Source organism: Pseudomonas sp. F220 (assembly GCF_057813935.1).
In genome coordinates this window covers 99079-120747 of the sequence record NZ_JBVASJ010000016.1, presented here as the reverse complement: position 1 = coordinate 120747, position 21669 = coordinate 99079, and the positions used below count along the sequence as shown (strand labels likewise).

Annotated in this window: 13 protein-coding genes; 7 read left to right on the top strand and 6 right to left on the bottom strand. The window is 55.4% G+C overall.

Annotation, left to right across the window (positions count from 1 at the left end):
- Positions 1-194: 194 nt before the first annotated feature.
- On the bottom strand, positions 195-614 hold the full coding sequence (locus ACZYSM_RS16125; protein WP_489072471.1) for a very short patch repair endonuclease: 420 nt from the start codon (positions 612-614) through the stop codon (positions 195-197).
- Between the two features lie 536 nt (positions 615-1150).
- Between ACZYSM_RS16125 and ACZYSM_RS16120 the strand changes: the two genes are divergently transcribed.
- Genes ACZYSM_RS16120 through ACZYSM_RS16100 form a run of 5 tightly spaced genes read left to right on the top strand, consistent with a single transcriptional unit; the run spans position 1151 to position 10934 of the window.
- Positions 1151-3766 (top strand): sigma-70 family RNA polymerase sigma factor, encoded by a 2616-nt coding sequence (locus ACZYSM_RS16120; protein WP_489072467.1) that lies wholly within the window; start codon positions 1151-1153, stop codon positions 3764-3766.
- 38 nt (positions 3767-3804) lie between these two features.
- Positions 3805-5295 (top strand): ATP-binding protein, encoded by a 1491-nt coding sequence (locus tag ACZYSM_RS16115; protein WP_489072466.1) that lies wholly within the window; start codon positions 3805-3807, stop codon positions 5293-5295.
- Positions 5295-8171, top strand: a complete 2877-nt coding sequence (locus ACZYSM_RS16110) for a Z1 domain-containing protein (protein ID WP_489072465.1) — start codon at positions 5295-5297, stop codon at positions 8169-8171. Before ACZYSM_RS16115 ends, ACZYSM_RS16110 begins: the two co-directional genes overlap by 1 nt.
- Positions 8155-9165 (top strand): PD-(D/E)XK motif protein, encoded by a 1011-nt coding sequence (locus ACZYSM_RS16105; RefSeq protein WP_489072464.1) that lies wholly within the window; start codon positions 8155-8157, stop codon positions 9163-9165. Before ACZYSM_RS16110 ends, ACZYSM_RS16105 begins: the two co-directional genes overlap by 17 nt.
- Positions 9162-10934 carry an AIPR family protein gene (locus tag ACZYSM_RS16100; RefSeq protein ID WP_489072463.1) on the top strand — a complete coding sequence of 591 codons (1773 nt, stop codon included), beginning with the start codon at positions 9162-9164 and terminating at the stop codon, positions 10932-10934. The genes ACZYSM_RS16105 and ACZYSM_RS16100 overlap by 4 nt, the downstream gene beginning before the upstream one ends.
- A gap of 118 nt (positions 10935-11052) precedes the next feature.
- On the opposite strand, the gene ACZYSM_RS16095 is transcribed toward ACZYSM_RS16100, so the two are convergent.
- The 5 genes from ACZYSM_RS16095 to ACZYSM_RS16075 form a co-directional block, all read right to left on the bottom strand.
- Complete coding sequence (locus tag ACZYSM_RS16095) at positions 11053-12684, bottom strand: DNA cytosine methyltransferase (protein ID WP_489072462.1); 1632 nt, start codon at positions 12682-12684, stop codon at positions 11053-11055.
- 244 nt (positions 12685-12928) lie between these two features.
- Entirely contained in the window at positions 12929-14128 is a 1200-nt protein-coding gene (gene fdhA, locus ACZYSM_RS16090) for a formaldehyde dehydrogenase, glutathione-independent (RefSeq protein WP_419118553.1), read from the bottom strand.
- Positions 14129-14844: 716 nt separating this feature from the next.
- Positions 14845-16092, bottom strand: a complete 1248-nt coding sequence (locus tag ACZYSM_RS16085) for a ribonucleotide-diphosphate reductase subunit beta (RefSeq protein ID WP_489072461.1) — start codon at positions 16090-16092, stop codon at positions 14845-14847.
- 651 nt (positions 16093-16743) lie between these two features.
- Positions 16744-17115, bottom strand: a complete 372-nt coding sequence (locus ACZYSM_RS16080) for a heme utilization protein (protein WP_489072460.1) — start codon at positions 17113-17115, stop codon at positions 16744-16746.
- A 332-nt stretch (positions 17116-17447) separates the two neighbouring features.
- Positions 17448-17711, bottom strand: a complete 264-nt coding sequence (locus ACZYSM_RS16075; RefSeq protein ID WP_489072459.1) for a DUF2790 domain-containing protein — start codon at positions 17709-17711, stop codon at positions 17448-17450.
- A gap of 487 nt (positions 17712-18198) precedes the next feature.
- Between ACZYSM_RS16075 and acs the strand changes: the two genes are divergently transcribed.
- Entirely contained in the window at positions 18199-20154 is a 1956-nt protein-coding gene (gene acs / locus ACZYSM_RS16070) for an acetate--CoA ligase (RefSeq protein WP_489072458.1), read from the top strand.
- Positions 20155-20889: 735 nt separating this feature from the next.
- On the top strand, positions 20890-21663 hold the full coding sequence (locus tag ACZYSM_RS16065; protein WP_489072457.1) for an ABC transporter substrate-binding protein: 774 nt from the start codon (positions 20890-20892) through the stop codon (positions 21661-21663).
- The last annotated feature ends 6 nt before the right edge of the window (positions 21664-21669 follow it).

Below are 21669 nucleotides of genomic sequence, written 5' to 3'. Positions count from 1 at the left end.
CACAATGACCTTTCAGCCAAGCCCTTCAGGTGGAATAAGACGGCTGAATCAATCATCAGCTCTGTAAACAAAGCAAAGCTGGGGGCGATAAAGAATAAGTTATTGAATTAACCGCTCAGGACACTAGAGGCTCAATGCCGCAGGGTCAACCTTTCAAAAACAGTCATGATTTTTCAATCGGAAATATGTAGGGCTTAAGCACTCAAACCGAATATCTTCCGGATTTCAGTGCGTAGGAGTTCTCTGTTTTTGGTGTGGCATTCCCAAATGATCGCCACTCTCCATCCCCGCTTGAGTAGCGCCTGCTGTGCATCAACATCTCGCTCTACGTTCTTCGCCAGTTTTGGCAGCCAAAAGTCCAGCCTGCTCTTGGGCGTATACGCATACTTGCAGCCAGGATGTCTGTGCCAAAAGCAGCCGTGGACGAATATGCACAATTGGTATTTGGGGAACACCAAGTCAGGTTTTCCCGGCAGATCCTTCCTATGCAGACGATAGCGAAGCCCCATTTCATGACACACCGATCGCGCGACCATTTCAGGCTGCGTGTTCTTGCCTTTGATCATCGACATGATCTTGGAGCGGTGTTCTGGGGAAACTATGTCTGCACTCATTGAATGTATGCGTCCGGGCTTGTCCATGGACTCGACTTTTTGATCGGTACCGCCTCACTCGATTTTAGCTTTTTCTTTGCCGAATTTCGCTCACACCACTAGCTCACGTTGATCCCCTACAGCGGCTAGATTCATATGCACGATGGAGCAAACTCTCCGACGCGACGATACCGACACGCGTTGCCCTGACTCAAGATTTTCTTGAACCACGGTCAGTTTTTTACCCTGGGCTCCGGCGGCGGCTCCGCTCTTCCTTTACGTGCTTATGACAAGTAGATATTGTGAATGGCATTGCGCCACTGCAAGCCTCTTAATGACATATCAACATAAGTGATTTCTGAAGGGCTCACATTCAATCGCTTTGTCGTTAAGGTCATGCCAGCTTTGAGGTTGGCCATGAGTTCGCAAAGTCTTAGAGGAGTGGAACATGGACAAGGAGTCGCCTCTGAAAATAGATACATGCGGCCAACTCATTTCTCGAGTCATTGTTGCAGAAGCGACTTATGAGACGGACGCATGGGCATGTGGGTCGCTCCGTGGTTAAGCTGAACCCTTTGCTCCGCATGGCGACCATTGCCGGTGTCGAGGTCGCAGTCAAACTCCACATAGCGCGGGGCGACGACCTCGACGCCCGCGACGGGGGAGGTGCTACTCCTCTGATGCTGGCCTCTGCCCGAAGGAAAAAGGGCGTTGTGCAGCTGCTTTTGGCTGCTGGAGCAAAGCCGGAGCTGCTCGACCCCGAAGGCAGGGATGCTCTCGCATACGCGGAGAAGGGTGAATGTACCCAATGTATCGCTCTGTTGAGAGAGGCTCTTGGTTTTTCCGGCCAACTGAATGAAAACTACGTATACGACGAAGGTTCGCCTCAGACTGACGCGGAGACGGTGGAGTCTTTTCACCCCACCTTCTCGAGCGAATCGTCGTGTCACGAAGCGAAGGATGAAACGGCTGAGGTGAAGACTCACGTCGATGACGTAGTCGTGTCTGACGCCCGCCCAGTTCTTGAGCCCGTTATCCACGATGAGGACCCTTGCCTTCACACGGGTGAGCATATAGTCGTGACCGTCGAGGCGGATGCGCGCTCAAATCACATCGACCTTGACGACGAGCCTCTCGATTTGGGATTCGAAGGTGACTGGGTGGCGGAGGCTGAAGCGATTGCCCCGAAGGGGGACATAACCGTTGCTAAAGAAATCAGCATACTTCAAGGAACGATAGGTCGGCACAAGGCGATCGACACCGATATGGAATGGGACGATATCGATCTGTTTCTTCCAGAAAGGGCGCTTCCTTTAGCGAGTGATGATGGCAAGGGCATACGTGGCTTGCTTTTCCGGGGACTGCGCGAGGGTACTGTATCCGAGACAGCTCTTATCGATGTATGTCGGGAGGCTGACATCTCCCGCAATGAAGAAGCTGAACGTCTGCTGACTTTCGTTTTAGGCGATCTCGGCGTTGTGATCGATGAATGGACGGGATTGGCCGAGCAGTCGGATCTTCTCGAGCCGACAACTGACGAAGAATTGAGGCTATCAGAGGCCTTGGAATTCGCGGAAGACCTCGCATCAGGTCGCAACGAGCCGCTGAGATTCTACGCAAAGGGACTGAAGAAAGACCTACTCCAGGCAGCAGAGGAAATCGCTTTGGGCCGGGAGATGGAGGACGCAAGAGGCCATGCACTGGATGCTCTCTCTTGCTGGCCCTTGGGCCTTGGTGTCGTTTTCGAGGCTGCCGACAAGGTAGCCTGCGGAGAGGCAGGTTATGAGGTGTTCACCTCTCGACATGATCTTGTTGGCGAGGGTGCGGGCGACGAGAGCACGAGTGAGGTGTCGTCCGGTGAGAAGGTCGAGTACGAGGAAGACGAATTCAGACTCGATTCAGACGCGGCAGCCTTTGTATCAGCGGTTTCAGCTGCGCGCTCTGCCGGCAATGACTCCGTGAGGGTCCGTGATGCGCTTGCGGCCGCCAGTCTTTTCCGAGGTTTCCTGCTCAAGCTCTCGAGGAGGGCTGATTACGATTCCGCAGGTGCAGCCTTCTCCATTGCAATTCGACGCGAAGAAGTGGCGCGGGAAAGGATGATTCTCTCCAACCTTCGCTTGGTGCTTTCTATAGCCAAGAAATATCGATGGTCTGAGCTTCCTTTTGATGATCTTGTGCAGGAAGGCAATATAGGTCTTATGAAGGCCGTCGAACGCTTCGACTGGCGCAAAGGGTTCAGATTTTCCACTTATGCGACGTGGTGGATTCGTCAGCAAATTTCGCGCGCAATCGCTAATAAGGAACGAGCGGTCCGTGTTCCAGTGCACATGCAAAGCTTGGCAAGGAATACTCTGCGTGAGCGGGATGAGTTCGAGGCTGAGATGGGGCGTCCTGAAACCGAGCGCGAGACATCACATCGAACGGGAATAGCCCTTGATAAGCTCAAGCTTCTTTTGACCGTCTTCGAGAAAGTCAGCAGCTTGGACGAACACTTTGCCGGCTCCTCGACCTCCTTGCTCGATTTCCTCCAAGAGGAGGAGTCATCAAATCCTGCGATTGCTGCAGAAGTCGCTTCCTTGCGGGCAATTCTGCTCGACATGATTGGAGAACTTGACGAACGTTTGGCCGAGGTCATCACCCTTCGTTTTGGTTTGGGCCAAGACGAAGCCATGACCTTGGAGGAGATTGGGCTCCGATTCGATGTCACTCGTGAACGGATTCGACAAATCGAGTCGAAGGCACTTAAAAAGCTATGCCATCCGATCAGAAAGGAAAAATTGGCCTTGTACGTGGGCGACTACTTCGAGGTAAAACAGCCTCTCTCTCCGGAGGTCCAGTCAGAGGGGGCCAGGGCTCGAGGTACTAAGCACCTCGGTACGGGCGAGCCTCATCAACCGGTATCTGAGGACTTAGAGGTCGTTCATCAGGTCTTAAATAAGACTGCTTTGTCCGAGTCTCCGGTGGAGGCAAGTGCCGCTCGTCACGAGGGGCTGTTATCCGATCTTCTGGATGAGGCCAGGGCTCTTGGCCTTAGCGTTGAGGAGCAGCATTCGGGTGATGGCCGGATTTACGTATTGCTGCCAGCACAGCCGGATGCTCGGGTTCGTAAAGTTGCCCGAAGGATGGCTGATATCGGTTTCACACTTCTTTCCGGAACTACCTACGTCAAATGAACGAACGCACTAGGTATGCCCCGCCGCGAGCCGGCGCGATGCTGGAAGCCCTACGTGGTCTCGGATACTCGACTGCCGCAGCTTTAGCTGATGTGATTGATAACGGCGTTTCCGCCGGAGCATCAGAAATTCATGTGACGTTCGACTGGGATGGCGAGAGAAGTCGAGTTTCCATCTTGGACAATGGACGAGGCATGGACGACGCCGAGTTAGAGGCGGCAATGACGCTTGGTGCTAAGAATCCTCTTGATGACCGTGCGTCTAATGATCTCGGTCGTTTTGGGATGGGCTTAAAAACCGCATCGTTTTCTCAGTGTCGCTGTCTCACTGTTGCGTCTAGACGGATGAGTGGTCCAGTTTCCTGCCTGCGTTGGGATCTCGATGCCATTGCGGCATCAACGGACGTTGGATGGAGGATGTTTGAAGGGGCAGCCCGTGGCTCCGAAGCTTTCGTTGAGCCGGTCGATGCGCTCCACTCCGGAACTATAGTCCTCTGGGAGCAGTTGGATCGAATCGTCACGCCTGGCTATACCCTCGATCACTTTGCCGACTTGGTAGACGATGTTGAACTACGTCTGGCAATGGTTTTCCATCGCCTGTTAGAAGGGCCGAGCCCGGTTATCCGGCTGTTCCTCAACGACAAGTTGGTTAGTCCGTGGGATCCCTTTATGACAGGGCACCCTGCGAAGCCGTGGCATTCGCCAGTCGCCCGAATCCTCACGCCATCAGGCCTCGTGGAGGCTCAATGCCACGTTTTACCACACAAAGATCGGCTTTCCGAAGATGAGTTCCGTAAGGCGGGGGGGGCAGAAGGGTGGACCTCTCAACAAGGGTTTTACGTGTATCGGAACCATCGTTTACTTCTGGCAGGCGGATGGCTTGGGATTGGGCAGGGACGCGCATGGAACCGAGAGGAGCCTCACCGGCTTGCCCGGATCAGGTTAGACATCCCTAATACTGCCGATTCTGCCTGGAAGATCGACGTCAAGAAGTCCACCGCCCGGCCTCCCGTAACAGTGCGTCCATGGCTTACGAAGTTGGCTGAGGATACGAGAGAAAGAGCCAGAAGAGTCTTTGCTTTTCGAGGTACGCCAATGCTTGGGCCGGGAGGTCTCAAGGTTGAGCAACAGGCATGGCGTGTCGAGAGGCTTAAGGATGGTGTGCGCTACCGCATCGACGAGAGACATCCAGCAGTGGCGGCGGTGATTGAGGCTGTTGGCGTTAATGCTGACCTCGTTCGGGCCATGCTACGCGTCGTAGAGGAAACAGTGCCTGTCCAAAGAATATGGCTCGACACCGCCGAAAACAAAGATACCCCTATAACCGGCTTCTCAGGAGAGTCCGAAACGGCTCCTGACGGCGTCCGAACTGTCCTCCTGACGCTCTTTAAGGACATGGTGGGGCGACGTGGAATGAATCCCGAAGCGGCCGTCAAAGCCTTGTCCTTGACGGAGCCTTTTCAGAACTACCCTAGTCTCGTCGCGTCTCTTCCGAGCCTCGCGGCAATACCCCAAGAAGGGACTGCATAATGACGGAAGAGCAGAACAAGGTATTTCAGCGCGTCGTTAGCGTCGCTCAAACTTTCTTGGTCGAGGCTATGGAGAATGGCTCGGTCACGCCGACCCTCATCGCCGAAAAAGTCGACTTTGTCGCGACGCATATGGCCCCAGGCGAAAATGTCGACCGGAAGGAGGCCGTTGCAGAACTCATTCGTCGATTCAGCCTATGGATCGGCGGAGCGTCCACTCTGTCAGACAAGACTGGCCATAAGGACTGGCTTAATGCCGCTCGCAAAAGGGACTGGCGTTACTGGCAGCGCTACCGCGATTTCCTTGAGAGTAAGATGTCCGTTAAGGCCGTGGATGCTCTAGATGATGCGACCAATAAAATTCTCGAACTGCTTGAGGATCCTCTTCGCGAGGAAGGCTGGGATAGGCGCGGGCTTGTCGTTGGACATGTCCAGTCCGGTAAGACGGGCAACTACACTGGCCTGATATGCAAAGCTGCCGACGCAGGATATAAGATCATCATTGTGCTTGCCGGCCTGCACAACAATCTGCGGTCGCAAACCCAGATTCGCCTTGAAGAGGGCTTCCTCGGCTATGAGACCTCGGCGAAGAATGATGTCGTCCGCTACATCGGAGTGGGCGAGAACGGGCGTGACGCGGAGATTCGCCCAAACTGCGCGACCAACCGCTCGGACAACGGCGATTTCAACACAAAGGTTGCGAAACACCTGGCTATCTCCCCTGAGCAGAGGCCTTGGCTATTCGTCGTCAAAAAGAACAAGACGGTGCTAGATCGTCTCCTGAAATGGATTCGCAACCATGTCGCGGACTCCAAGGACGCTGACGGTCGTCCGCTAGTCTCAGGCTTTCCTCTGCTCCTGATCGACGACGAGGCTGATCACGCCTCCGTCGATACCGGGGACCAAGTGGTAAGCAAAGATGGCTCCGTGGACGATGAATACCAGCCGAAGGCCATCAATAGCCGCATCCGAAAAATCCTCCATTCCTTCTCCCGAAAAGCTTACGTGGGGTACACCGCCACACCGTTCGCAAACATTTTCATTGATCGGCGGAAGGCGACGAAGGAGGAGGGGCCCGACGTGTTCCCGCAGTCATTCATCATCAACATCTCTGCACCCTCGAATTACATCGGCCCTGCCCGTGTCTTCGGGCTGCGCGCACCTGAGGGGCGGGTCGGCGGTCTGCCGCTTACTCGCGAGATTGACGATCAGGCAGCCGACACAGGTGAAGACGGCTGGATGCCTCCTAGGCACGATAAGAACCATGTTCCCCTGTTTGAAGGGCGTGACGAGGTACCTCCATCCCTCAGGGAGGCGGTATCGGTTTTCGTTCTGGCGTGCGCCGTCCGCGCCCTGCGCGGACAGGGCCGCCAACACTGCTCGATGTTGATTCACGTAACTCGCTACACCGCCGTTCAGGAGGAGGTTCGCCGTCAAGTTGAGGATCTAGTGAAGAACTATCGCCAGCGGGTGGAGCGCGGCTTCGAGAAAGACAAGCTGATGGCGGAGTGGCGGGATCTCTGGGAGTCCGACTTCGCTCCGACGTCGGCCGCTGTGGCGACGGCCATGGGGGAGACTAGCGGTGAGTTCAACCTCCCCGAGTGGGAGGAGGTGGAGGCTGTTCTTGCGGACGTTCTGGGGGATTTGGCCAACAGCGTCAGAGCGATCAACGGTTCGGCCGGGGACGTTCTTGATTACGCTGAGCGCGAAGAGACCGGCCTCAAGGTCATCGCCGTAGGTGGAGACAAACTCGCCCGAGGCCTGACTCTCGAGGGGCTCTGCGTCAGCTATTTCGTGAGAACCACGAAGATGTACGACACCTTAATGCAGATGGGTCGTTGGTTCGGCTACCGGCCTGGGTACCTCGATCTCTGCCGTCTCTACACGACCTCCGATCTCGTCGAGTGGTTCGGGCACATTGCCGACGCAGCAGAAGAGCTTCGCCAAGAGTTCGACATCATGGCTAAGGTACATGCCACGCCAGAGAATTACGGCATGAAGGTTCAGTCGCATCCCGTTCTTATGGTTACCTCGCCTATCAAGATGCGTAGCGCCAAAAGTTTGCAGGTCTCTTTCTGCGGATCGGTTCTTGAGACAGTCGCGTTCCATCGTGATTCGTCTGTCATTGAGAGAAATCTAGTAGTCATGGAGAGGCTCCTCGACGCCGCTGGGGTCCCCGCGGAGAACGATAAAATCGTCCGCAATAGAGGCGATAGCGCTCAGGAGTGGAAAGGCTTCCTTTGGGATAACGTCGCGGCAGAGCACGTTATAGAGTTCTTTTCCGGATATCTGACCCACCCTGCCGCGCGGAAGGTGAACAGCGCCGTCCTGGCTGACTTCGTTAAGGTGATGGCAGCTAAGGGAGAGCTTACGTCCTGGACCATTGCTCTCGTAGGCGGCAGCGACGGGAAGGACCGCATGTTTTGCGAAAAATACGCTCTGGAAAACATGATCGTACGAAGCCAAAACCCAGGTTCGAAGGGGGAGCATTACTCCATCGGGCGACTTCTTTCGCCTAGAGACGAATCGATTGATCTCGACGAGGATGCTTGGCTGGCTGCTCTAAATCTCACCATCGACGATAGGATGGTGGATCCTGCCCGAAGGACCGAGGAAACAGGCAAGGAGCCACCTAAAGCACCGAGCGGGGTGTTCGTGCGACAGGTTCGAGGGTTGGGTGCGAAAGGAGTTCTCGGTCATCCCGAGCGAGGCCTTCTACTTTTATACCCCATTGACCCGAACGGGGCAGGACTCCCTGAGGACGCTGTTCCCGTCATCGGCTTCGGTGTGAGTTTTCCCGCAAGCCGCTCGGCGACAACCGTCAAGTACGAAGTGGATCACCTGCTCTGGGAGACTGAGTATGCGCCGGCCTATTGACGAGTTCGTCGCAGCTTGGGGCGCACTTTCCGGGAGTAAAGGAGAGGAGGGTGGCTGGCTTGGTATCGCGGTGGCTTCCGTCGGGAAGTGCGAGCTTATGGCTGCCCGACGTTGCCCTGGCAACGAAGAGTCTCTTCTTGCTCGCTTCTCGACGGCCCGCCTCGGATCGTCCGAGCGCCTGCCTGAGGGCAGAGGCTTCGAGGTGGTCCGGGCGGATCCTCGTGGCGACGGCAAGACGTGGATAGCCCTGTCACGCAAGGAATCCGGCAGTATCGAACTGTTCTCAGAGATGGTCGGTGATGTCGCTGGAGCCATGGATGCTTCTGTTGCAGAGGGCGAGGATGCCGTTTTGCGGACGATGTTGCGCAGGGTTCGAATGTGGCAACAGTTTATGTCTCGCGGACCTGTTCCTCTCAGTCCTGAGGCCGAGCTTGGCCTAATGGGTGAACTCGCCTTTATGGTCACTCTTATAAACTCTGGAGTTTATGCTGAGGAAGTGCTCAGAGGCTGGGTTGGGCCCGACGATGCTCTGCAGGATTTCCTATTGGGTGACGGAGCGGTTGAGGTAAAGGCAACAATGTCCTCGTCTGGCTTCCCTGTGAAGATAAGCTCCCTTGAGCAGTTGGATGACTCGGTGGCGTCGCCACTCTTTCTCGCTGCCGTACGGTTTGCTTCTGAGGATGGCGGGCTCACCCTTCCTGAAATGGTCGCGGAGGCCGAGCAACTTTTTCGCGAAGTACCAGGAGCGATCAACTTCCTTAAAGATAGGCTTATGGTTGCCGGATATTCCGAAATTCACTCGAGCCATTACACCCGCAGGTTCGAACCGAAGGAGACGAGAGTTTTTGCTGTGTCTGAGGGCTTCCCTCGACTGACCACGGGAACCGTTCCTGTTGGCATCACGCGAGCCCTTTACGAAATCAATCTGGACCACGCCGAAGAGTTCCTCTTGGACCTCTGCGCGGCTCTGAAACTACTAGGAGTAACTGGATGACGCTTGATGATTTTTTCGCAGAGACCAGGGGCGAAATAGCGAACCAGATGTCTGACGGCGCCCCTTTTGGTGAACTCGTTTTTTCCGAAGTGGTGATGCAGCATCTTGCTGAAGCCGGAATGACTTTCGATCCAGTTGTGTGCCACTTTCAGGGGAAGGTTGGCAATGCGAATTTGCGCTTAAGCGGCTATGCAATGTCTGAAGACGCTGACCAGCTTGACCTGTTCGTAAGTTTGTATGAAGGCTTTGAAAACCTGAGTCCGATTTCCGATCAAGATATCAAGACAGCAGCGGCCCAATGCGTTCGTTTCTTGGAACTCTGTGCAGCCGGGCGCATTGCCGAAAAGCTCGATCCATCAAGCGACGTCCATTCCCTTGCGCTGACGATTCGAGAAATTTACGACGGGCTTGAACAGGTTCGTGTTTATGTACTTACGGATGGTATAGCCAAGTCGAAAAGCTTCCAATCTCGAGAAGTTGGCGAAAAACTCGTGAAACTTGAGGTGATGGATATTGAGCGACTTTATCGCCATCGTTCTGAAGGCAAGCCTCGTGATGAACTTGTCATTGATTTCAAAGATGTGTCAGGTTCTCCACTGCCCTGCGTTTTCGTGCCAGGTGAAACAGGGGATTATGACTATGCTCTTACCGCAATTCCAGGTGAGGCGCTTAGATTCATCTATGAAAAATTTGGACCTCGCCTGCTTGAGGCCAACGTGCGCTCATTCTTAAGCGTAAAGGCGAAAGGTGTGAACGCGGGACTGCAGAATACTTTGCGGAATGCCCCTGAAAGATTCATGGCTTACAATAATGGGATTGTATTAGTCGCTGATGAGATGCGGTTGGATCGCGCCGTAGATGGATCGCCGGGCATTGCTTGGTTACGTGGCATGCAAATTGTTAATGGCGGCCAAACCACAGCTTCAATTTTCTTTGCCAAGAAAAAGTACGCAGATACGGATTTGAGCAAGGTTCGCGTCCCAGCCAAAATCATCGTTATGAAAGAGCAGGATCCTGCAAAAGAAGAGGCGCTGGTCTCCGACATCTCGCGTTATGCCAACAGTCAAAATGCTGTTCGGCAATCAGATCTATCAGCCAACAAGCCGTTCCATGTTGAAATTGAGCGGTTATCGCTTTCCGTCTATTGCCCTGATGGTATGGGCCGATGGTTCTACGAAAGGGCTGCGGGCAGTTACAACACTTTACTTTCACGTGAAGGTGTTACTCCAGCTAAGCTTCGCGCCCTGAGGGACTCCGTACCAACCTCGAGGAAAATAACAAAAACTGAGTTGGCGAAGTACTCCACTGCGTGGGATGGCCAAGCTGATGTTGTCAGTCTTGGCGCACAGAAGTGCTTTGATCGGTTCATGTCTGGTATGGCTGACGTTGAGGCTAAAGGTACGGTTTTTACTCCGGATGTTTCTTATTTTAAGGCTATTGTCTCGAAAGCTTTGCTGTTCAAGGCAGTTCACAAGACTGCTCGGCCATTGGTGCCTGCCTTTCTCGCGAACGTTGCTGCTTACACTGTTGCATTAATTTCTCAAGCTTACGGCAAGTCCTTTAACCATGAGCGTGTCTGGAGCAGACAAGGTATTTCTCCTCAGCTAGTTAAACAGATCGAAATTTGGGCGAGGGAAGTCAATGATCGTCTTCATGAGACGGCAAATGGCAGGATGATCTCTGAATGGGCAAAGCGTCCGGAGTGTCGAGAGGCTATGTTCTCTCGACTGTTCTCCCCTCCCTTAGCAGAAATTCCTGAGACGCTCTGACATCCCAAGACCCAGAGAGAAAAGCCAAAATTATGGGCCCAGGGTTAGTTAGTAAGTCGCGAATTTTCATTGGCAGAGGCTGGCTGAAAATTCGTCGTCGGGGGGCTGCCCCCCGAAACTATCCGGCGCTGATTACGTTGCTCGATAGTCTGTCTGGTTCGATCAGGTGCGCGGTGTTGCTTGGGGTTTTTTTCCCAGATCGATAGGAGTCGATGATTGCTGCGACAACAGCTGCAATTTTTCTAGCAAGTAGCGGTGGGACCGCGTTTCCGATCTGTGTGTACTGCTGGGTTCTATTACCCTCAAAGAAGTAGTTGTCAGGAAAGGTCTGCAGCCGGGCGGCTTCGCGAACAGTCAAACTGCGACACTGGCTTGGATCCGGATGTATGTAGTAGTGCCCGTCTTTCGCTATGTGAGCGACGACGGTAGTAGAAGGTCCATCTTCCATTTGAACCCTGAAGCGGTCACTAAAGGGGACGGAGTCGGAAGACACGTTTTCATGAGCTGGCAGCAGCTGCGCAGGGAATTGATGTATTTTTGGAGAAGTTCCATACAACTTTGCATAGCTTGCTGCAAAAATATACCTCTGCAGGTCAGAGCGCATATGACTCCTCGCCTCGTGCTGTAGCACCCCTTTAAGTCTTGGGTCGAGGAACCACTGACGCTGCTTGGCATTCATTTCTGGCTCTACTTGCCAAGGTATAAACTCGCTGCCACTAGAGTTCAGCCTCTGTGCGTTGAGAGCCGCCTTTTTTATGGCATCTATCAAATCGCCCCGCCCGGCCACATAGGGCCGTAAAAGCATAGAGCTGGCCTCATCCAAGGCGGAGAGCCAAGCTTCGAGGGAGTCTCCCCCCCTTGAAATTTTGCTCCGTACGGGCGGTAGTCCTGATAAAGCCTGCCCGACTGTAAAAACCGTTTTGCTGGGTTCCATTACAAGCTTGTGCGGGCGCTCCAGCAAAGCAGGACAGTCCGAAGCGACGTCAGAGCGAATGCCAAGCAGGATGACCCTGTGTCGAGCCTGCGGAAGGCCGTGACGTTCAGCTTGGATGACAAAGTCGTGTGGATCTGGTTTTTCCGCGTCTTTAGGGATAACTAAGGAGCGGATGTTGTATGAGAGATCTCCGGCAGGAGCCGAGAGGTCATCGAGGATTTGCTGGAAGATGTGCGAGCCACTGTGCTTCGAGGAAAGTATGCCTTTAACATTCTCCATCACGAAGATAGTTGGTTTGAACTCACGAATAATCCGCAGGTACTCTTTGTAGAGAAAATGTTTTTCGTCGCTTTCAAATTCCTCTTGGCTTTCGCGTGTTCGACGAGCACGTCCTGCTACAGAGTAGGCTTGGCACGGCGGGCCACCAATGAGAACCCATTCATCTGCGCCAACTAGGGCTTCCTTTATCCAGCTATCGACTTCCTCCGGCGAAATTTTACCAAGCTCTGCGAGCTTAGCTTCTTGCGCGGCTTCCACGGCTTCCGCGGGGACGTCCGGATGCTTGAAAAGCTCTTCACGAGTAATTTCGCCCCGGATGTATTGGTAGTAAGCCTCTGGGGCTTCACCTTTCGGAAAGGCGCGAAACAATGCGCGGAGGGATAAGGTCGCGTGAGCGACAGGATCTTTCTCGATCGAGACACGCAGCTGGAACTTACGTACTCCCTTCTCATGGCCGCCGATTGAAGAGAATCCCTCCCCGAGTCCGCCCGGGCCCGCAAAGAGGTCGATGACCGGGATAGATTCCTTGTATTTCATTGAGTTAGTCGATGCGCCAAATACGAAAATAAAAAAAGCGCACTGTAGCGCCCAAGTGAGTTGCGGCCCCGAAGAGACACGCACTATGTGCGATAAATGGTAACGGTTCACTGGGTAGCGGGCAAGAAATGAACCTTGAGCAGAGGTGCCGAGTTCCACAGAATGTACGAATGTACGCGTAAGAGGGTGAATTCTCGGCCATAAAAAAGGGCAGCTCAAAGCTGCCCTTTTCCCAACCTACTCCTTAGGCGGCGCTAAACAGCTTGTGCGGATCCATGACGAATTTCTTCGGCACCCCAGCATCGAACTCGTGGTAACCGCGCGGCGCGTCGTCCAGGCTGATCACCTGCACGCCGACGACCTCGGCAATGTTGATCCGGTCCCACATGATCGCCTGCATCAGCTGACGGTTGTACTTCATCGTCGGGGTCTGGCCGGTGTGGAAGCTGTGGGACTTGGCCCAGCCGAGGCCGAAACGGATGTTCAGGCTGCCATGCTTGGCGGCTTTGTTGACCGCGCCCGGGTCTTCGGTGACATACAGACCGGGGATCCCGATATTGCCGGCGACCCGCACCACGCCCATCAGCGCGTTGAGCACGTCGGCCGGGGCCTCATGCTGCGCGCCGTCATGGCCGTGGCCACGGGCTTCGAAGCCGACCGCATCGACCGCACAATCGACTTCCGGCTCACCGAGCAGGTCGGCGATTTGCTCGTGCAGCGGAGTGTCCTTGGTCAGGTCGGCGATCTCGAAGCCCTGGGCCTTTGCATGCGCCAGACGCAGCGGATTGACGTCGCCGACTATCACTACCGCCGCACCCAGCAGACGGGCGGAGGCGGCAGCAGCCAGTCCGACCGGACCGGCACCGGCGATATACACTGTGCTGCCAGGGCCGACACCGGCGGTCACCGCGCCGTGGTAGCCGGTCGGCAGGATATCGGAGAGGCAGGTCAGGTCGCGGATTTTTTCCATCGCTTTGTCGCGGTCGGGCAGCTTCAGCAGGTTGAAGTCGGCATACGGCACCAGCACGTATTCGGCCTGGCCGCCAACCCAGTCGCCCATGTCCACATAGCCATAGGCACCGCCGGGGCGCGCCGGGTTGACCGTCAGGCAGACGCCGGTGTGCTGTTCCTTGCAACTGCGACAACGGCCGCAGGCGACGTTGAACGGCACCGAGACCAGGTCACCGATCTGCAAGTTTTCCACGTCACGGCCCTTTTCGATCACCTCACCAGTAATCTCATGGCCAAGCACCAGCCCGACCTGGGCCGTGGTCCGACCACGCACCATATGCTGGTCGGAGCCGCAGATATTGGTCGAAACCACGCGCAGGATCACGCCATGGTCGATGCGCTTGCCGCGCGGGTCTTCCATTTTCGGATAGGGGATGGTCTGCACCTCGACCTTGCCTGCGCCGAGATACACGACACCACGATTACCAGACATGCTTTCACCTCGCTTGTGTTGTTGTGAGAACACGGCCCTTGTACTGCGAAGGGTCGCGCGGCCTTACAGTGCGGCGGTATATGTCTTGCGTTTGCACGTGAGTGCAGATTGGTTGGAAGTCACCTTCCAACGACGCGTGATTAGCAGTCATCGTATCGATCCTACGCCTGGTATCAGCACCCTGCGAGAGCATTTAGCACCCAATCACCACCAGTTCCAGGACCTCTCAACCGCCAGCCTTGCTGGAGTGGGCAGAAGCCATTGGCCCCGCAACTCACCTCTACGTACAACGCAATTTGGATGAATGACGAGACTTTGCGACAGGGCTTAGGGCTGTGACCGCGCTGAAGCGTGATGTGCGTAAGGAGCAGATCCCTCTTGAAACTCTGGAATCAGCATGTGCTTATGCGAACTCTCTCGGCATCGTCAGTTCCGAGCGCCGGCGGATGTTATGCGCCGACGCAAGCCTGGGCGGCTTAAAGGGCAGATTCGCATGTCAGCGGATTTTGATCGGGCTGTTCAGGATTTCATTGAATAGTTTTTTGCGAATCTGGAGATTGCCGAGGAGCAAGATCAAAAGATCGCAGCCTGCGGCAGCTCCTACGCGGGGGGATGTTTTTTCTTCCAATAAAAAGCCCTGAACAAGTCAGGGCTTTTTGATTTTTCCAATCTGCCGATTCAATTCACAACCGGCAAATCGTGGCTAGCTCCGGGAATCAATCCCAGCTCAACGCCCCACCCGTCTGATACTCAATCACTCTCGTCTCGAAGAAGTTCTTCTCTTTCTTCAAGTCCATGATTTCGCTCATCCACGGGAACGGGTTAGTAGTACCTGGGTACTCTTCTTTCAGACCAATTTGGCTCAAACGACGGTTAGCGATGAACTTGAGGTAGTCCTCCATCATCGCGGCGTTCATGCCCAGTACGCCGCGCGGCATGGTGTCGCGAGCGTATTCGATTTCGAGCTGAGTGCCCTGCAGGATCATCTGCGAAGCCTCTTCCTTCATTTCAGCATCCCACAAATGCGGGTTTTCGATTTTGATCTGGTTGATCACGTCGATGCCGAAGTTCAGGTGCATGGATTCGTCGCGCAGGATGTACTGGAACTGCTCGGCGACACCGGTCATTTTGTTGCGACGGCCCATGGAGAGAATCTGGGTGAAGCCGCAGTAGAAGAAGATGCCTTCCAGAACGCAGTAATAGGCGATCAGGTTGCGCAGCAGTTCTTTGTCGGTCTCGACGGTGCCGGTTTCGAACTTCGGATCGGAGATCGAACGGGTGTATTTCAGGCCCCAGGTGGCTTTTTTCGCGACCGATGGGATCTCGTGGTACATGTTGAAGATCTCGCCTTCATCCATGGCCAACGATTCGATGCAGTACTGGTAGGCGTGGGTGTGGATCGCCTCTTCGAAGGCCTGGCGCAGGATGTACTGGCGGCATTCCGGGTTGGTGATCAGGCGGTACACGGCCAGCACCAGGTTGTTGGCAACCAGGGAGTCGGCGGTGGAGAAGAAGCCGAGGTTGCGCATCACGATGCGACGCTCGTCGTCGGTCAGGCCTTCCGGGTCTTTCCAGAGGGCGATGTCGGCGGTCATGTTGACTTCTTGCGGCATCCAGTGGTTTGCGCAGCCGTCCAGGTATTTCTGCCAGGCCCAGTCGTACTTGAACGGTACGAGTTGGTTAAGGTCGGCGCGGCAGTTGATCATGCGCTTTTCGTCGACAGCAACGCGGGCGGAAGCGCCTTCGAGCTCGGCCAAGCCTTCGGCGATGTCGAGGTTATCGAGAGCGGCTTTGGCGCGGATGATCGCGGCGGAGTCGGTGGCGGTGACGGCGCGGGCTTCTTGAGCTGCGGCACCGCCAGCGCTGTCGAGGCGGTCCATGTTGGCTTCAGTAGCGTGGCCAGCGTTGGCGCCTTTAGCGGCGACTTCGCCGTCTTCTTTGTCGAATTCGTCCCAGCTCAGCATGACGTGTCGTCTCCTGCGTGAGGGCCAGATGCCCGTGTGAAAAACACTATGGTTGGCGTTTCACACGGCCTGCTGGCCGCGTTGGATCTAAAGGAATCGTTAGTTGCAGCAGTACGCAGGCAAAAAACAGAAATGTGTACGGGTGTCCTGAAGTCGCTGAGGGGCGGAGATGATGTTGTCTGCTCCTGCGGTGGCCTCAGCGTTGCTTTCCTCCTGCTGTAAGGGGATGTTGCAGGCCCGATTTACCGCGGCATTATAGGTGTTTTTTTGCGTCTGTGGTGCGACGAAGTGGCATTGGGATCGGCTGTCGAGGGGCTTTTTAAGGCGGAGCAAGGGTTTATAGGGCTTTGACCGCAGAAGATTTTTTTTTGCCTGGGTTCATGAGTTTTTTGGGAATTGGAGGAGGGGAGGTTATCGGGTTGTGTCGACAACGCGGTGGAATGGCGTTGCGGCGGTAGTTGCAGGGATTTTGGCGGGATTGGGTGAGGGAATTGTGTTCAGTTCGGGTGGTGGATTGTTTTTGAGATTGACCGCTACGCGGTCATCGCGAGCAAGCTCGCTCCTACAAGGTTATGTGGTGTTGTAGGTTTTTGGGGCCTCCAGAAACAACTAAGCCCGGCCGAGGCCGGGCTGTGACGTCGCGGTCAGCTATTAGCTGAGGCGGTTGGCGCCAGTGCGGTCGTAGCCGTCAGCAGCGACAGTAGCCGAACCCGTGCGGTCGTAACCGTCAGCAGCGACGGTGGCCGAACCCGTGCGGTCGTAACCATCAGCGGCGACAGTGGCGGAACCCGTGCGGTCGTAACCATCAGCAGCGACAGTAGCCGAACCCGTGCGGTCGTAACCGTCAGCAGCGACAGTGGCGGAACCCGTGCGGTCGTAGCCATCGGCAGCGACAGTGGCCGAGCCAGTGCGGTCATAGCCGTCAGCGGCGAAGTTGGAGCCGGTGCGGTCGAAGCCATCAGCAGCGAAGGTGTTGGCGGCCAGTACGGAGAGGGTCAGGGCGAGGATCAGTTTGGTTTTCATGGTGGTGGCTCCGGGTGTTGTTCGTTTTGTTCAGTGGGTGTGAAGCTCATACTACTCGGACTATTTCGATTAAAAAGCGCAAATAAATGCTTAAAACAATCGAGTAATTAGATGTAATGCGTTCGACGTTCCTTGTACCTGCGGCCAGCAGGCTGCGCAGCGCGGTAGATCGAACGGTGAAGAATCAGCGGAGTGCGAGTGCCGTGGTCGCACTTCATTAGGCGATGCTGTGCAACAGTCCTGTGGTCAGGTGTGCATCCGGGCATCTTTGCCGCAAGAGTGATTTCTTGCGGCCGGCAGTGGTAAAGAGAGTCTGGGTCTAACGGGGTTGTTTAACCGTTAGAACAACCATTACCCATCACGCTGTATCGCAGAATATGCCGTTGACCTTTGGAGTCTTCATATTCCATGCGGGCCGGTACAACTTCACAGACATTCGGAACTTCGCTCATCGATACAACTTTGGCGATGTCCAGGTGGGTCGAGTAAGTGTATTCCTCTTCCGGTGTTTGCTGGCTGGCAACGTCTGTCGCACTCTCGGCAGCCATGGCGGTGGCGCAAACGCTGCTGAGGGCCAGAACTAATAAAGCTTTCATTTCAATTTTACCTTTCTCGGGGCGTGAGGGGTCACGCAACCCTTTTAAGGTTGCGTGTGGAACGTTGAAAAGAGGATCTGGATTAACGTGCCTTCGTGGGGGCTGCAACTGGGTTAATCACGTTGCCGTTGTTGGCGAGGCTGATTTTAGGCGTGTGAATATCATTCATATAGCTGTGCTTTTGATAAAGACTATTGGCAAATCTTGTAACAATCCTCTGAAAAAAACCTGTAGGAGCTGCCGCCCCGTCTTCGACATCGCGCTGTCGCGCAGAGAACACCTGTAAGAGCACGGCTTGCCTGCAATGGCGTCCTTGAGATCGCCATCGTCGGAACGCCGCCCGGACCAAGCTCAGCTCCTACGGGGTGTGTGGGGCATTCAAGGCATTTTGTAGGGGCTTGTTACTACCATCGTCGAATGGTTCTATAGGCCCGCCCCGGCTACAACTGGGGCATACAACAACAACTATGTCACCGAGGTAAGAAAGATGAGTGCGGCTTCTCTGTATCCCGTTCGTCCCGAGGTTGCGGCTAACACGCTGACTGATGAGGCGACCTACAAGGCCATGTACCAGCAGTCGGTGGTCAACCCGGACGGCTTCTGGCGCGAGCAAGCCAAGCGCCTCGACTGGATCAAACCTTTCACCACGGTGAAGCAGACTTCTTTCGACGATCACCATGTCGACATCAAGTGGTTTGCCGACGGCACCCTGAACGTTTCCTATAACTGCCTGGACCGTCACCTCGCCGAGCGCGGCGATCAGGTCGCGATCATCTGGGAGGGCGATGACCCTGCCGAGAGCCGCAACATCACCTACCGCGAGCTGCACGAAGAAGTCTGCAAGTTCGCCAACGCCCTGCGTGGCCAGGATGTGCACCGCGGCGACGTGGTGACTATCTATATGCCGATGATCCCCGAAGCTGTGGTCGCTATGCTGGCCTGCACCCGGATCGGCGCGATTCACTCGGTAGTGTTCGGTGGTTTCTCACCGGAAGCCCTGGCCGGTCGGATCATCGACTGCAAATCCAAAGTGGTGATCACCGCGGACGAAGGTCTGCGTGCAGGGAAGAAAATCCCGCTCAAGGCCAACGTCGATGACGCGCTGACCAATCCGGATACCAGCAGCATTCAGAAAGTCATCGTGTGCAAGCGCACCGGTGGCGACATCAAGTGGAACCAGCATCGCGACATCTGGTACGAAGACTTGATGAAAGTGGCGGGCACTGTGTGCGCGCCGAAAGAAATGGGCGCTGAAGAAGCGCTGTTCATCCTCTACACCTCCGGTTCGACCGGCAAGCCGAAGGGCGTGCAACACACCACTGCCGGTTATCTGCTGTACGCCGCGATGACCCATGAGCGGGTGTTCGACTACCGCCCGGGTGAAGTCTACTGGTGCACCGCCGACGTCGGTTGGGTCACTGGCCATACCTATATTGTCTATGGCCCGCTGGCCAATGGTGCGACCACCTTGCTGTTCGAAGGCGTGCCTAACTACCCGGATATCACCCGGGTGGCGAAGATCGTCGACAAGCATAAGGTTAATATCCTCTATACCGCGCCAACCGCAATCCGCGCGATGATGGCTTCGGGCAAGGCTGCCGTTGAAGGCGCCGATGGCAGCAGTCTGCGTCTGCTGGGTTCGGTCGGTGAGCCGATCAACCCGGAAGCCTGGGATTGGTATTACAAAAACGTCGGTCAATCGCGTTGCCCGATCGTCGATACTTGGTGGCAGACCGAGACCGGCGCCACGCTGATGAGTCCGCTGCCGGGTGCTCACGCGCTTAAGCCAGGCTCTGCAGCACGGCCGTTCTTCGGCGTAGTGCCGGCGTTGGTGGATAACCTGGGCAACATCATCGAAGGCGTCGCCGAGGGCAACCTGGTGATTCTCGATTCGTGGCCAGGCCAGGCGCGCACGCTGTATGGCGACCATGACCGGTTCGTCGACACCTACTTCAAGACCTTCCGTGGTATGTACTTCACCGGCGACGGCGCGCGTCGCGATGAGGACGGCTACTACTGGATCACCGGTCGTGTGGATGACGTGTTGAACGTTTCCGGTCACCGTATGGGGACCGCCGAGATCGAAAGCGCGATGGTCGCTCACCCGAAAGTCGCCGAAGCGGCGGTGGTCGGTGTGCCGCACGACATCAAAGGGCAGGGCATCTATGTCTACGTCACCCTCAACGGTGACGAAGAACCGAGCGAAGCGCTGCGTCTGGAGTTGAAGAACTGGGTGCGTAAAGAGATTGGTCCGATTGCCTCGCCGGATGTTATCCAATGGGCACCGGGCCTGCCGAAAACCCGCTCGGGGAAAATCATGCGCCGTATTCTGCGCAAGATTGCCACGGCGGAATATGACGGTCTGGGCGATATCTCCACCCTGGCAGATCCAGGTGTGGTGCAGCATTTGATCGATACCCACAAGACCATGAACGTCGCGTAAGGCGAGTTCAGCGTCATCGAGCCCCATCCGGTGTGAGCCGGGTGGGGCTTTTTTGTGGCGCGGGATTTTTGATAGGGCTTGAGGTTTGGGGTGGCTGGTCTATTGCTATCGCGAGCAGGCTCGCTCCCACACTGGATCTCCTGCGTGTACAGAAGCTGTATACGACTGAGATTCAATGTGGGAGCGACGGTGCGGCGATCCGACCTGCTCGCGATGACGGTTCGTCAGGCGCCGGTAGAGCAGGGCCCCGAACCAATAATTATCGGTTTTGCGCGTAGGAACTCTCCCGTTGTTACCCATCACCTGGAAAGTAACCAAACGTGTAACCCCGCGACCGATTTCGAGGCGATGGGAAACGCAAAGCACCGTTTTTGGCCGCTTCAGCCCACATGAAAAATAAGATAGAACGCTGTGCTTGCCGGAATAGAAGGGTTTGCGAATAATAGGCCCGCTATTTGCAATATAGATCGGTTGTACGTCTTTTGCTCTTGCATAAACTTGCAGGGCTGTCAATGTGCTCGATCGGCTTTCTCAGTGCTTTTGTAAATTGTTGTCGCATTGAAGAAATATCGGCTTCGGGCCTGTCGTTAGAATGCCGATCACTCGCTCGTCGTTGCTTGTGTTGATTTCAACGCAAGGATTCTGGGACGCAGCATCGCTTTCAGGTTCCACCCATTCGCATATTGGGCTGTTGCTCACTCTGCCGTTTTCGCCCTTTACCGATGGAGTCCTAAGATGAAGAAACTCGTGCTTCTTGGCGCCCTGGCACTGTCCGTGCTGTCCTTGCCGACGTTCGCCGATGAAAAGCCTCTGAAAATTGGCATCGAGGCGGCTTACCCTCCGTTCGCATCAAAAGCGCCAGACGGCAGCATCGTTGGTTTCGACTACGACATCGGCAACGCTCTGTGCGAAGAGATGAAGGTCAAGTGCGTATGGGTCGAGCAAGAGTTCGACGGTCTGATCCCGGCACTCAAAGTGCGCAAGATCGACGCGATTCTGTCGTCCATGTCGATCACTGAAGATCGCAAGAAGTCTGTGGACTTCACCAACAAGTACTACAACACCCCGGCTCGCCTGGTGATGAAGGCCGGTACTCAGGTCAGCGAAGGTTTGACTGAGCTCAAAGGCAAGAACATCGGCGTGCAGCGCGGTTCGATCCACGAGCGCTTCGCTCGCGAAGTCCTGGCTCCGCTGGGTGCTGAAATCAAACCTTACGGTTCGCAGAACGAAATCTACCTGGACGTGGCTGCCGGTCGCCTCGACGGCACCGTGGCTGACGCTACCCTGTTGGATGACGGCTTCCTGAAAACCGACGCAGGCAAAGGCTTTGCCTTCGTTGGCCCGGCGTTCACCGACGTTAAATACTTCGGCGACGGCGTGGGAATCGCAGTACGCAAAGGCGACGCGTTGAAAGACAAAGTCAACACCGCGATCACCGCCATTCGTGAGAACGGTAAGTACAAGCAAATCCAGGACAAGTACTTCGCCTTCGACATTTACGGAAAGTAATACGTC

Coding starts and splice junctions, on each gene's coding strand:
- ACZYSM_RS16125 (WP_489072471.1), bottom strand. CDS start 614: ATGAGTGCAGACATAGTTTCCCCAGAACACCGCTCCAAGATCATGTCG.
- ACZYSM_RS16115 (WP_489072466.1), top strand. CDS start 3,805: ATGCTGGAAGCCCTACGTGGTCTCGGATACTCGACTGCCGCAGCTTTA.
- ACZYSM_RS16110 (WP_489072465.1), top strand. CDS start 5,295: ATGACGGAAGAGCAGAACAAGGTATTTCAGCGCGTCGTTAGCGTCGCT.
- ACZYSM_RS16105 (WP_489072464.1), top strand. CDS start 8,155: ATGCGCCGGCCTATTGACGAGTTCGTCGCAGCTTGGGGCGCACTTTCC.
- ACZYSM_RS16100 (WP_489072463.1), top strand. CDS start 9,162: ATGACGCTTGATGATTTTTTCGCAGAGACCAGGGGCGAAATAGCGAAC.
- ACZYSM_RS16095 (WP_489072462.1), bottom strand. CDS start 12,684: ATGAAATACAAGGAATCTATCCCGGTCATCGACCTCTTTGCGGGCCCG.
- fdhA (WP_419118553.1), bottom strand. CDS start 14,128: ATGTCTGGTAATCGTGGTGTCGTGTATCTCGGCGCAGGCAAGGTCGAG.
- ACZYSM_RS16085 (WP_489072461.1), bottom strand. CDS start 16,092: ATGCTGAGCTGGGACGAATTCGACAAAGAAGACGGCGAAGTCGCCGCT.
- ACZYSM_RS16080 (WP_489072460.1), bottom strand. CDS start 17,115: ATGAAAACCAAACTGATCCTCGCCCTGACCCTCTCCGTACTGGCCGCC.
- ACZYSM_RS16075 (WP_489072459.1), bottom strand. CDS start 17,711: ATGAAAGCTTTATTAGTTCTGGCCCTCAGCAGCGTTTGCGCCACCGCC.
- acs (WP_489072458.1), top strand. CDS start 18,199: ATGAGTGCGGCTTCTCTGTATCCCGTTCGTCCCGAGGTTGCGGCTAAC.
- ACZYSM_RS16065 (WP_489072457.1), top strand. CDS start 20,890: ATGAAGAAACTCGTGCTTCTTGGCGCCCTGGCACTGTCCGTGCTGTCC.